Below are 13,802 nucleotides of genomic sequence, written 5' to 3'. Positions count from 1 at the left end.
CTAATTATTATTTAAAAGCAGTTAATATCAATAAAGCTAAACTCGAAACTACACTACCAATACCTACCCATTCCCCCGCAGTCATTTTCTTGGTTACAGGTTTTTCAGGAACTACAATTTGTGAATCTGGCGTTACTTTCGGGTAAGATTTAAAAAACAAAAAAGAACTTGTTACAGCAGCTTTACCATTTGGATAAATAATATAAGCTTTTTTCTTCCATCCCATATTATCAACACCTCCAACTGCATTTAAATAATACTTAAAACTTTTCCCGCTTCTGTATGGTATTTCTGAAGTTAACAATACATTACCTGTAACTTTTACTCCTTCATTAAAAGTAGCAACTTCTATTTCATCTCCAGGAAATAAAGTAACATTAGAGTAATGATTTTTATCTTTTACAATGCTTTCCCAATCCACAGGAATAGTTGCATATTTTAGTTCCTCCTTTAATTTTTTCACTAATTGTTTCTCTTTCAGAGAATCCCCATTTCTCAGATTCAAATCAATACTTTTTAATTTTTCAATTTGCTCTTCTTTAATAGGTCTTTTTATTTTCATACCTTCTAAATTGGCAATAGATGTTAGTCCACCCGCACGCATCACAACATTATATACCGTTTCTCTTTTATTAGCTAAAACATATTTACCTGGATAAGAAATTGCACCACTTATTTTAACCATTTCTGGTTTTTCATAAACAGCCATTCTTCTTATGTTAACAACATCAAAAGGCATTAACTCAAAGTTTTTAATCTGCTCATTATTACCCTCATTAATCTCCAATTCAAATACGTCTACTCTTTTAGGGTCTGCATCATTAATTGCATCATATTTTCTCATTCTAGCAACTTCAACTCGTTTTGATGCTGAACCAGTTAATCCTCCAACTTCAATAACTAAATCATTCAAAGTCAAATTTTCATAAAACTCGTATTCTCCTGGATTCTTAACTTCTCCGTCAATCGTAACTTTATATTCTTCTCTAAAATCTAAAATAGAATACACGGTTACAATATCCTCTCTTTTCAAAAGTACATCAGCATTTAAATCACCAGACAAAGCACCTGCTAAATCAACATTTACAATTTCTGTCGTTAAATTTGATTTTAAACGAATAATTCTGGCACGTTTTGTATAAGCATCTTCTTTTAAACCTTCTGCCCTTGCAATCAAATCTGAAACTCTCATCCCCTCAGTAAAAGAATAAAAATCTGGTCTAAACACAGCTCCTCCAATTTGAATACGATTTTCAAATCGATTTAAAATTTTGGAAACTTTAACAACGTCCCCAGATTGTGGTTGATAAATCTTAAATTCACTTTCATTAACATCATGAACCTTAAACTCTTTACCCGTTTTTTGTAAAACATTAACAGAAGCTGTATAAGCAAACTCATTGAAACCAGACGCAAAAGATAATAAATCAGAAAAAGATTCCCCTTTTTTCATCTCAAAAATTCCAGGGCGTTTTACTTCACCTTCTACTGTTACCCTCATAGAATAAGCCGGAATTCGAATCACATCATTTTCTTTCAATCCCACATTATCCGATTGGTCTCCTTTTACTAAAAACTTATATATATCTATGTTTTTATAAACTTTATTATTACGAATCAATTCAATATTTCTATAACTCCCGTTTTTACCTGGACCACCTGCTAAATGCAAAGCATTATAAACTGTTGCCAAAGAGGAAACAGAATAATTACCTGGTTGCTTTCCTCCAACGATAGTTATTTTTATAGTTTTAATTTGTTCTAAACTAACGCTTACTTGTGATTGACCTGATCGAACTGTGCTATACACTTTCCCTATAGCTGCTTTAATTTTTTGAGTAGCCGCTTCAATAGTCATTCCAGAAACACTAACTTGTCCAATATACTGTATTGTAATTTTGCCTTCTACGCTCACAGGAATATTGTCATCAAACTGCTGAACTCCATAAACACTTATTTGTAATACATCCCCAGGTCCTAGAACATAATTCATCGGTGTCGCCAATTTTAAGTCTGGTTCGAAATTTAAAGTAGGATTATCAAATAACTCAGAACCAAAAATTAAAGCATTAACCGAATCTTTTATTTTGTTATTGATAATTTCTTGCTGCTTCCTTCCAAACTCAGGCTTTTTGTTTTTGTTATCGTTGCCTTCTAAATCTTTATCTTTTGAATCTTTATTCTTAGAATCTTTTTTAGAAAGTTGCTCTAATCTTTCCTTGAGTTTAGAAAACTCCGCTTTACTCATTCCTTTAGACAAAGCAACTTCTTCTACATCATTAATTGTAAAACCCTTGGCTTCTAATTGACTTTTGATTTTATTAATATCACTATCAGATAAATAATCAACCTTTACTGTACTTAAATCTTTAGATTGCAGTATATCTTGAGCTGCCGCATTTATTGAAACAAAAAAAGTAAATACTAATACTAATACTGCTGTTATCTTTCTCATAGCTAATTTTAAAGTAAAATTCATTTAGTTAATATCTAATTCAATATTTGAATTAGTCATTAAAATCCTTAAGAGTATTGTTTTTTATAATAATCCTTATAAGTACCTGAAGTTACATTTTGCAACCATACTTCATTACTTAAATACCAATTTATAGTTTTTTCAAGTCCTTCCTCAAAAGTTACAGAAGGGCTCCATCCTAATTCCTTATTAATTTTTGATGCATCAATTGCATAACGCAAATCATGCCCTGGTCGGTCTTTTACGTAAGTTATTAACTCTTGAGAAGTACCTTTAACTCTTCCCAATTTTTCATCCATGATTTGACACAATAATTTGACCAAATCAATATTCTTCCATTCGTTAAATCCTCCAATGTTGTAGGTTTCATGATTTTTACCTTCGTGAAATACTAAATCAATAGCAATAGCATGATCCTCTACAAATAGCCAATCGCGAGTATAATTACCATCTCCATATACCGGTAATGGTTTATTATTAATTATATTATTAATGAAGAGTGGAATTAATTTTTCAGGAAAATGGTAAGAACCATAGTTATTAGAGCAATTGGTTAAAACATAAGGTAAACCATATGTTTCTCCATATGCACGCACAAAATGATCAGAACTTGCTTTTGAAGCTGAATATGGTGAATTAGGATCATAAGAAGTTTTTTCTGTAAAAAGTCCTTCGGCTCCAAGTGACCCGTAAACCTCATCGGTACTGATATGATAAAACCTCTTACCTTCTTGCTTATTCTTCCATTGATTTTTTGCAGCATTAAGCAAATTCATGGTACCAATAACATTCGTTTTCACAAACGAAAGAGGATCTTTTATTGAACGATCTACATGCGATTCAGCTGCTAAATGCAACACTCCTTCAAAATCGTTTTCAGAAAAAATTTTATCTATAAAAGATTCATCAACAATATCACCTTTAACAAAGGTATAATTTGGTTCATTTTCAATATCTTTAATATTTTCTAGATTACCCGCATAAGTTAATGCATCAAGGTTAAAAATATGATATTCTGGATATTTCGTAACAAACCGTCTTACTACGTGCGAACCTATAAATCCAGCACCTCCCGTTATAAGTATTTTTTTTATTTTAATCATTAATTCAATAATTCTGAATTTTGCTTCTCCAATTCGCCATATAGATCTTTTACATCTTGCGAATTTTCCTTTTGTAAAATTAAATTGGCTGTATCTGTGTGCACAAAAATAGTATTTTTCAATCCTAAAAATGTTGTATATTTATCAGAACCAATTACCATATTCCCATGTTTATCAACATAATGTCCTTTAGAAATTAAATAATCATACACCGACTCAAAAGACCCTAAATCAGACCAAGTAAAAGATGCCGGAACTACTTTAATCTTTTTACTACGTTCCATAACAGCATAGTCAACACTTATAGAAGGGATATCTAGCGATAAGTCTAAATCTAAATTACCGTTTTTATTATTGTCCCAAACCTCTTTAGCTTTCTCATATACTTCTGGTTGATACGCTTTTAATTCATCTAATAGAACACCTGCTTTGAAGCAGAACATCCCACTATTCCATAAAAAATTACCTTGTGCAATGAAACTTTTTGCTGTTATGCTATTGGGTTTTTCTCGAAAAGAGATTACATCATCTCCTTTAGACTCTATATAACCATATCCTGTTTCTGGTTTAGTAGGAACGATACCAAAAGTTACTATGTAGCCGTCCTCTGCCTTAGCAATGGCTTTTTTTATTGCTTGATTATATTGATCCATTTCGTCAATAATATGATCCGAAGGCGTCACAATCAATATGTCTTCAGGTTGAGAAGCAAAAGCAGCAAATGCAATAGCGGCAGCTGTATTTCGGGGAGTTGATTCAACTATATTAATATAATCTTTCCCTAACTTTTTCATCACCTTTTCACTAAGATGACAATTATCTACATTACCGACAACCATCACTTTATCAGCCAAATTTGCATTTCGCTCTACTGTCATTTCAAACAATGATTTTTCTTCAAATATCTCTAAATATTGCTTAGGCATACTTTTACGAGAAAGTGGCCATAATCTACTTCCGACCCCACCTGTTAAAACAACATGTATAATTGAATTCTCTACTTTCATAATTTATCTAAAAACGAATTGTTATATTCTATAATCTGTTATCTGCAATATTCCCTAATATTCCTTTTACATCATACAACAAGCTATTCTCTTTTTGTAGTTCTGAAAAGTTCAAATTCAAAAATTCAGCATGAGCTACTCCTAGAATAACAGCATCAAATTTTTGATTCGGAATTTCATTGGTTATATCTAATTTATATTCTTTATATACTTCTTCTAAACTAGCTAATGGATCAAATATTGTAACTGCAATACCATATTCTTTCAACCCCATTATTAAATCTACAATTTTAGTATTACGCACATCAGGACAATTTTCTTTAAATGTAATTCCAAGCATTAGAATATTAGCTCCATTTACATAAATCCCTTTTTTCAGCATAAGCTTAACCACTTGAGAAGCAATATACTCTCCCATGCTATCATTTAAACGACGTCCTGCCAAAATAATTTCTGGGTGATACCCAAATTCCTGAGCTCTTTGTGCCAAATAGTAGGGATCAACACCAATGCAATGACCACCAACTAATCCCGGCTTAAATGGCAGAAAATTCCATTTTGTTCCTGCTGCCTCTAAAACAGCCTGAGTATCAATATCCATTAAATTGAATATTTTTGCTAACTCATTTACAAATGCAATATTAATGTCTCTCTGTGAATTCTCGATAACCTTAGCGGCCTCTGCAACTTTTATTGTCGGTGCCAAATGCGTTCCTGCAGTAATTACTGTTTTATATAATTCATCAACTTTTTTTCCTATTTCAGGTGTTGAACCAGAGGTAACTTTGAGAATCTTTTCAACCGTATGCTCTTTATCTCCAGGATTAATACGCTCCGGTGAATATCCTGCATAAAAATCAACATTATATTTTAATCCTGATATTTTTTCCAATACAGGTACACATTCTTCTTCAGTGACTCCCGGATAAACAGTAGATTCATAAATAACGATGTCTCCTTTTTTTAAAACCGAAGCAACACTTTCACTAGATTTATACAAAGGAGTTAAATCAGGTCTATTATTCTTATCAACTGGAGTAGGAACTGTTACTATATAATAATTACAATCTTTTATATCCTCCATTTTTGAAGTACAAAACAAACCAATTGCATCCCCTTTTTTATCAAGTAAAACTTTTTGTAAAGTTTCATCATCAACTTCAAATGTACTATCCGTTCCTGATTGTAATAAATTAACTCTTGTTTGATTAATATCAAAACCAACAACAGAATATTTTGTAGCAAATAATCTCGCTAATGGTAATCCAACATAACCTAAGCCTATAACTGCTATTTTTACGTTTTTATCCATATATTTCTAGTTGTATTTTATCATTTTAATCATTTATTCCCACAGCTTCGCTAACCCAAGTCACATTTTAACTTAGTTTACCGAACATACACTTTTGGCAAATATACCATAATAAGACTATTAATTCAATAGCAAAAACTACTGAAACATTAAAAATTAAATTATTAACTAGCTAAAAAATTACAATCAACTAAAAGTCAAGGTAAAAATGTTTTAAACAAAAAAAATAGGCATAAAAAAATCACTAAAAACAGTGATTTTTTTTTATGCAAAATACGACTAATACGTCTTATTTATCTCGTTAATTTACTTATACTTTACTTTTAATACACAACCTAATGACTCCAAAACCAAGGTATAATGCGTATTAGATATCTCTTGAACTATCGCGTCTTGATTACTAAAAGCTCCAGAATCCAATTTTATTTTATCTCCTATTTTAAATGGAACTAAAAAAACCTCACTAATAGAAGGAGATTCTATACTATTTTTAATAATCCTGATTTCTTCATCTCGAACAATAGCAGGTTTTCCTAACCAAAATAAATAACGAATAACTCCTGAAGCTTGAAACACTAAGTTTCTATCCAAATCTTCTAATTGAACAAAAACATAAGAATTAAACAAAGGCACTTCTACTTTTTTCTTTCTATCCGACCATTGTCTTATCTGAATAACCAACGGACAATAACACTTAACTCCAATTTTATTTAATTGATCCGCAACTTTTTTTTCCCATTTGGGCTTCGTATAAACTACATACCAATTCATTATTACTTACTTTGTTATGAAATTTACCTATAAACATTAATACAACAACACTTTATGCTTTATCCTCCAATATCAAGACCCAATACCCAGATATACGAATCCTATTTTCTTCAACTCTCCTTTATCTAGAATATTTCTTCCATCGAAGACAAAAGCTGGTTTTTGCATTGAATTATAAATCCTCACCCAATCATATTTCACAAACTCATCCCACTCAGTCAATATCGCAATTGCATGAGCTCCATTACATGCTTCATAAGGATCCTCAAAAGTCGCAACCGATTTAGTATTCTCTTCTAAACTTCTAGTCTCTAAATAATTTAAATCACTCAACATTTTTTCTCTAGAAACTTTAGGATCATAAACAGCAATTTTAGCTTGTTCATTAATCAAATCATCAGCTACATAAATCGCTGCCGACTCACGTGTATCATTTGTATCCTTTTTAAAAGCCCAACCTAAGAATGTTATTTTCTTACCTGAAACGGTATTATATAGGGTCTGAACAATTTTACTAGAGAACCTTCTCTTCTGATGGTCATTCATTATAATGACTTGTTCCCAATAATCAGCTACTTCGTGCAATCCATATGACTTAGCAATATAAACTAAATTTAAAATATCTTTTTGAAAACATGACCCTCCAAATCCAACTGAAGCTTTAAGAAATTTAGACCCAATTCTAGTATCCATTCCAATTGCTCTCGCCACTTCATTAACATCAGCCCCTGTCTTCTCACACAATTCTGACATGGCATTTATTGAAGATATTCTCTGAGCCAAAAATGCATTTGCCGTTAACTTTGACAACTCCGATGACCAAACATTTGTCGTTAAGATTCTATCTAACGATACCCAATTCGAATACACCTCTACCAAAGCACCTATTGCATCTTTACCCTCCGATGTGGCATCACCACCAATTAATATACGATCTGGATTTAATAAATCTGTAACCGCTGTTCCTTCGGCTAAAAATTCAGGATTTGATAAAATTTGAAATTGAACACCATTTCCTGTATTGTCTAAAATACTTTTAATAGCTTCGGCAGTTCGTACAGGCAATGTCGATTTTTCAACCACAATCTTATTGTCTTTTGCAATCTTGGCAATTTGTCTGGCACACAGTTCAATATACTTTAAGTCTGCTGCCATACCTTTACCTTTTCCGTAAGTTTTTGTAGGGGTATTTACAGATATAAATATAATTTGAGCCTCGTCAATTGCTTTTTCAACATCTGTTGAAAAGAATAAATTGCGACCTCTAGCGTCGGCCACGATCTTATCTAAACCAGGTTCATAAATTGGAATATTATCAGTATTCTCATCATTCCATGCTCTGATTCTTTCTTCATTTAAATCAACTACTGTAACTTGTATATGCGGGCATTTTTGAGCTATAACTGCCATAGTTGGTCCACCTACGTAACCTGCACCAATACAACAAATCTTTGTGATTTTCATCTAATTAAATTTTCAAATGTTTTTTATTCTATTTTATTTTTATACTATTCTAAAGAAAATTGCTACTTTAAATTATTCCAATACCAACTTACAGCTTCTTGCAAACCTTCTTGTAAAGAATACTTAGGATCGTATTGCAATAGCTTCTTTGCTTTGTCTATACTTGCCAAGGAATGTGGAATATCGCCCGCTCTATTTGGCCCATAGACTATTTCTACAGAGGCAATTTTAGCATCTTTTTCGGATAAATATTTTTTTAAATAATTAACCAAATCATTTAAAGTGTTCCTGTCTCCATACGCAGTATTATAAACTGTATTGACCGCCTCCGTATTTTTAGTCGTAATAGCTAAGGCATTCATCTGAATCACATTATCAATATAAGTGAAATCACGTGAAAAATTACCATCACCATTAATAACAGGGCTTTCATAATTCATCAATTGCATTACAAACTTAGGAATAACCGCAGCATAAGCTCCTTTCGGATCTTGTTTTCTTCCAAAAACATTAAAATAACGCAAACCAATTGTTTCTAATCCATAAGTTCTACTAAAAATTTCAGCATATAACTCATTTACATATTTTGTAATAGCATAAGGTGACAATGGTTTCCCTATTACTTCTTCTACCTTTGGTAATCCTTCTGAATCGCCATAAGTAGATGAGCTTGCAGCATAAATAAATCGCTTTACCTTAGCGTCTCTTGAAGCCACTAGCATGTTTAAAAATCCTGAAACATTTACATCATTTGTTGTAATTGGATCATTGATAGATCTTGGAACTGAACCTAAAGCTGCTTCATGCAAAACATAGTCTACACCTTGAACTGCAAAGATACAATCTGCAATGTTTCGAATATCTCCTTCTATTAACTTAAAGTTATCATTAGTAACAAAATCTTTTAAATTATGTCGATGACCTGTCGAAAAATTATCTAAACAAATAACTTTATGCCCTTGTCCTAAAAAATACTCACAGAGATTAGAACCTATAAACCCAGCTCCTCCGGTAATTAATATCGTGTTTTGTGATTCCATAATTAATACTTTTAAATGACTCGATATTATTTTTTATTGAATTTATTAAAAATTCTTTTTAACAAACTTACTTTTTTTACTCCCTCATGATATCTATTAGAATAATTTCCATAACCGTATCCATAACCATAAGTTGCTCCGTATTTGGCTTTGTTCTCAAATCCATTCAAAACAATACTTGCATTTGAGAGTTCACCTCTTTTAACTCTATTATTCAACAACGTGATCATATCTTTTTTGGTATAATTTTGCCTCACAATATACAAGGTTACATCACTATATTGCACCAATTCTAGAGAATCTGAAACAAGCCCAACTGGAGGCGTATCCAAAATTATATAATCATATTTTGCTTTCAATTCACTCATAAACTCATTCATTGCTTCTCCTAAAATCAATTCAGATGGATTTGGTGGAATTGGCCCAGAAAGAATAACATCTAAATACGGAATCTTGGTTGCATTAGTAATCTCTTCTAAGTTTTTTTCCTTAATTAAATAATTAACTACTCCAACTTCATTAGTCAATCTAAATTCCTCTGCCAACCTTGGCTTTCTTAAATCTAAACCAACGATAACAGTCCTTTTTTCACTTAATGCAAATACGGTAGCAATATTAATCGAGCAAAAGGTTTTACCTTCACCACTAACTGATGAAGTTACCATTAATGTCTTTGCTCCTTCAACTTGCTGTTTTTTATACAAAAACTGTAAAGAAGAACGAATTGATCTGAACGACTCTGACAAAACCGATTTTGGTTTATCAAACACTGCTAAATTAGTCGCATCATTATTTACTCCCACTACTCCAATTAATGGAATTTGTGTTTGCTTACTGACATCTTCTATGTTCTGAATCGAGTTATTAAAAAAGAAGACAATACAAATTAGCAATAACGGAATTAGTAAACCCAAGAACAATGCTAAAACATAATTGACAGAAGTCTTTGGCCCTATTAGCCCACCTCCAACATCTTTTGCTGGATCTATAAAATGAATATCCGATAAATTAGCCGCTTTTACAATATCTGCCTCGCTCCTTTTTTGAAGAAATGTACTGTAAATATTATCACTTAAATCGTATTTCCTCTTAATTTTCAATAACTCTTGTTGCTCTTCTGGCAATCTTTTTATTGTACTTTCTGTCTGTCCAATTTTACTATTAACCATTGCCAAATCATATTGCAAAGAAGATTTGGCAGAAGCAATATTTTCTAACAGCACGTTCTTGACAGCCAACATTTGATTATCAAAATCTTTAAAAATTTTATCACTTTTTACTGCATAGGCCATTTCTGATCTTTGTGCAGAAAGCGAAATTAATTTAGAAACATTTACAACAATATTTGGATCATCAATACCCGCAACAGACGGCGCAGGCAACCTAGAATAATCAACACTGTTTTTTAAATATGCATTTAACGAATTATAATAGGCTATTTTACGAGTAACTTTATCTTTTTCGACATCAAAGTCCATGATTTTATCTGAAAACTTACTCCCTCCTTCTTCTATATTATAAACATTTTTACCTTTTCGGAATATCTTTAATTCATCTCCAGTCTGCTTTAACTGAGTTTCCATTGCCACAAGTGTACTATCAATAAAATTAATGGTATTTGTTGCAAATTGATTTTTACTATCAAGTTGGATTTTTATTAGCATTTTTACAGTCGAATTTAAATATTCAACCATTCGTGCTTTATTAGTTCCTTGCATCCCCAATGTAATTATCGAACTCCCTCCATCATCAGACCGCACACTTATACCTCGATATTTTGCAACCGTACTATCAAAATCATTGAATTGGACAAAATATTCTTTGTCTTTATAAAAACCGGCATTATCGTTAATTTGTAATTTCCAATTTAAAAAAGGCAACGAAACTTGCTCTCCAACTTTATACTTCTTTACAAACTCTCCTATCTCTACAGCTGTATTACTGTATGAATTATTAGCATAAGTAATTAATGAAACTGAACTATTCTCAAAAGGAATTCTAATTTCATATTCATTAGCATTTAAAAACTTAATACTGATTAACGCCCCAGCTAATTGTCCTTTCGATTTATCTATGACAACATAAAAAGGAACAGCCCCATAAGAGTCTACCATATTATACTTACCTTGTTCTAGATAATCGATATAATATTGCAACTTATCTACAACAAGCTCATTGTGAGATCTTGATTGCAAAACTGTTATTGTATTACTTATTTGATCAGAAGTTCCTCCCCAGTTAAAAACTAAACTAGTATTTGAAGTAAAGAATGGATTATTTTCTTCTTTTATGGAAATCAAAGTTTCCATTCCATATATTTTTTCTTTGCGAATGTTTACTTGATAAGCAATTGCAAAAGCAATTATTAAACTCAATAAAAACCATTTCCAGTATCCCCCAATTTTTAACAAAAACCCTTTAAAATCAAAATCTGATTGATTGTCAAAAATCGAAAAATCTTTTATATCTAACATTTTGTAGGTTTTTAAAGTTTTAAAAGTAAAAATGTAGTTGTTGCCAAAGAAATTATAGTGATTATTGTTCCAATAGATTCTATACCTGTTTTACCTGTTCCCCAAGTTTTTTGCTTAAGTGGTTTTACATATATATAATCATTGGGTTGTAAATAAAAATAAGGGGATTTTATTGCATTAAGATCTGTAAGATCAATATCATGCATTTCGACTCCTGAAGGTGATTGTCGAATAATAGTAACTGCTTTTCTATTACCTGTAATTGTAATATCTCCAGAATTAGCAATGGCTTCCATTACATTTACCTGTTCTCTAAAAAGCGTTTTAGTACCTGGAGATGTTATTTCTCCATTTATTGTATATCTAAAACCATCAAGCTTTACTGTTACAAATATATTTGCTTCTGGTTTAAAATGTTCGTCTAATAATTGTTTTTCTATTTTAATACGCACTTCTTCTAGTGTATACCCCATAACATTTATTTCACCTAAAACGGGCATTCTTATATTTCCATGAGCATCAACTGTAAAACCATCAAAATACAATCCTGCTTCTGAGTTAGATAAATTTTGTCCTACGGTTTTATCTGTAGTATTAAAAATCGCTACTAATTTTGGATCAATAGCCTTTATATTAATACTTAAAACATCATTAGTTTGCAAACGATAGGGTTTTGATTCTACAACAGCAATATTACTTTCAGTGCCGGTTGTTCCTTTATCTTGTAAATAAACCAAATCATTTAGCGGAATGCATGATGCAAAAAGTATGCTAATAAGCAACAACAGATAAAGAGAGTTTTTATTCATTTACAGAATTTTAATAGTAAATATAGCTTTTCATTTATTTTAAGAAAACATCAATTTTATTGACTGACTCTGTTAACTATTTTTAAACGTTTTCTCAAACGGAACCCTATGCAATATACTTCTTCCTAGAGTTACTTCGTCTGCATATTCTAATTCATCTCCTACAGCAATTCCGCGTGCTATTGTTGAAATAATAATTTCAGCATCGGCTATTTGTTTGTAGATATAAAAATTAGTTGTATCCCCTTCCATTGTTGAACTTAAAGCAAAGATAATTTCGTTTACCCCGCCTAACTTCACCTTTTCGACTAAGGTAGTTATATTTAACTGACTTGGACCAACTCCTTCAATTGGAGAAATTTTCCCTCCTAAAACATGATAAATCCCTTTGTACTGACCTGTATTCTCTATAGCCATTACATCACGAATATCCTCAACTACACATATAGTTTGATGATTCCTTGCTGTGTTAGCACAAATTTCACATACTGCAATATCAGAAATATTATGACAGCTTTCACAAAATTTAATATCTGCACGCATTGTTGTTAATGCTTCGGCTAAAAAACCGGTTTGTTCTTTTGGTTGTTTTAATAAATGTAAAACTAGTCGCAAAGCCGTACGCTTACCAATACCTGGCAATTGAGACATTTCATTGACTGCTTTCTCTATTAATTTTGAAGAAAATTCCATGAAGACAAAAATACTAAATTTGTGGGTTTACTCGACTTTTGTTTTATGGAAAATAGAAGTTTTAAATACTTGAAATTTCACATTTCATAAAAACATACTATTTTAATTGTCCTTATGCGGACTAGCCCAGATAGAAGCGACATCCTTTTTCTGTTCGCATCTGCGAACAGAAAAAGATATAGCGGATAGCTGGAAATAGCTACTAAAAAAAAACATTAATTAGCTACAGAACTAATACTGATTTGTTGTAAGCAAAACTAATGTACAAGCAACTTGAGCTTTAATATTATTAAGTTCTAACAACTGATATAATTCTGGATTTTCGGTTCCTGGATTAAAAATTACTCGCTTAGGCTTTGCTTCTACGATGTAATTATAATAATCTCGCTGACGTGACGGATTCAAATACAACGTGATGGTATCAATATTTTTAAGAGGAATTGCCTTTGTGTAAATTTTTACACCAGCAACTTCTCCAGCATTTTGACCAATTGCTAAAACGGTATGTCCTTTTTCTACTAATTTATTTATAGCTAAAAAAGCATATTTTTCAGGCTTGGTAGTTGCTCCAAGCACTACTGTTTTTTTATTTTTCATTGTCTCTAATATATACTACAAAAGTAATCAAAAAGGTTTAGCTCTTCGATGATTTA

11 protein-coding genes are annotated in these 13,802 nt (G+C 31.5%); all 11 read right to left on the bottom strand.

The features are described from left to right. Positions 1 to 7 precede the first annotated feature (7 nt). The 11 genes from QWY99_RS02355 to QWY99_RS02305 all read right to left on the bottom strand — a co-directional run bounded on the left by QWY99_RS02355 (position 8) and on the right by QWY99_RS02305 (position 13,746). A complete protein-coding gene (locus tag QWY99_RS02355) occupies positions 8 to 2,455 on the bottom strand; it encodes an SLBB domain-containing protein (protein WP_290260928.1) in 2,448 nt (815 codons plus the stop codon). 68 nt (positions 2,456 to 2,523) lie between these two features. Next, positions 2,524 to 3,570, bottom strand: a complete 1,047-nt coding sequence (gene rfbB, locus QWY99_RS02350; protein ID WP_290265288.1) for a dTDP-glucose 4,6-dehydratase — start codon at positions 3,568 to 3,570, stop codon at positions 2,524 to 2,526. A gap of 8 nt (positions 3,571 to 3,578) precedes the next feature. After that, complete coding sequence (locus QWY99_RS02345; protein WP_290260926.1) at positions 3,579 to 4,586, bottom strand: mannose-1-phosphate guanylyltransferase; 1,008 nt, start codon at positions 4,584 to 4,586, stop codon at positions 3,579 to 3,581. 28 nt (positions 4,587 to 4,614) lie between these two features. Beyond that, positions 4,615 to 5,898 (bottom strand): nucleotide sugar dehydrogenase, encoded by a 1,284-nt coding sequence (locus QWY99_RS02340; protein WP_290260923.1) that lies wholly within the window; start codon positions 5,896 to 5,898, stop codon positions 4,615 to 4,617. Between the two features lie 306 nt (positions 5,899 to 6,204). Continuing rightward, the gene (locus QWY99_RS02335) at positions 6,205 to 6,669 is read right to left on the bottom strand and encodes a UpxY family transcription antiterminator (RefSeq protein ID WP_290260921.1); all 465 of its coding nucleotides are present in this window, start codon (positions 6,667 to 6,669) and stop codon (positions 6,205 to 6,207) included. Between the two features lie 72 nt (positions 6,670 to 6,741). Further along, positions 6,742 to 8,133 carry a UDP-glucose 6-dehydrogenase gene (locus QWY99_RS02330; protein WP_290260919.1) on the bottom strand — a complete coding sequence of 464 codons (1,392 nt, stop codon included), beginning with the start codon at positions 8,131 to 8,133 and terminating at the stop codon, positions 6,742 to 6,744. A 62-nt stretch (positions 8,134 to 8,195) separates the two neighbouring features. Further along, complete coding sequence (locus QWY99_RS02325) at positions 8,196 to 9,173, bottom strand: SDR family oxidoreductase (protein ID WP_290260917.1); 978 nt, start codon at positions 9,171 to 9,173, stop codon at positions 8,196 to 8,198. A 26-nt stretch (positions 9,174 to 9,199) separates the two neighbouring features. Then, on the bottom strand, positions 9,200 to 11,647 hold the full coding sequence (locus tag QWY99_RS02320; protein WP_290260915.1) for an exopolysaccharide transport family protein: 2,448 nt from the start codon (positions 11,645 to 11,647) through the stop codon (positions 9,200 to 9,202). 11 nt (positions 11,648 to 11,658) lie between these two features. Then, positions 11,659 to 12,456: a polysaccharide biosynthesis/export family protein gene (locus QWY99_RS02315; protein ID WP_290260914.1), complete on the bottom strand. Its 798-nt coding sequence runs from the start codon at positions 12,454 to 12,456 to the stop codon at positions 11,659 to 11,661. A 72-nt stretch (positions 12,457 to 12,528) separates the two neighbouring features. Then, on the bottom strand, positions 12,529 to 13,149 hold the full coding sequence (gene recR / locus QWY99_RS02310; RefSeq protein WP_290260911.1) for a recombination mediator RecR: 621 nt from the start codon (positions 13,147 to 13,149) through the stop codon (positions 12,529 to 12,531). A gap of 231 nt (positions 13,150 to 13,380) precedes the next feature. Beyond that, a complete protein-coding gene (locus QWY99_RS02305) occupies positions 13,381 to 13,746 on the bottom strand; it encodes a CoA-binding protein (protein WP_290260907.1) in 366 nt (121 codons plus the stop codon). Positions 13,747 to 13,802: the final 56 nt, after the last annotated feature.

This window comes from Flavobacterium branchiarum, from assembly GCF_030409845.1.
Taxonomy (GTDB): Bacteria; Bacteroidota; Bacteroidia; order Flavobacteriales; family Flavobacteriaceae; genus Flavobacterium; species Flavobacterium branchiarum.
This window is presented reverse-complemented; position numbering and strand designations above follow the sequence as displayed.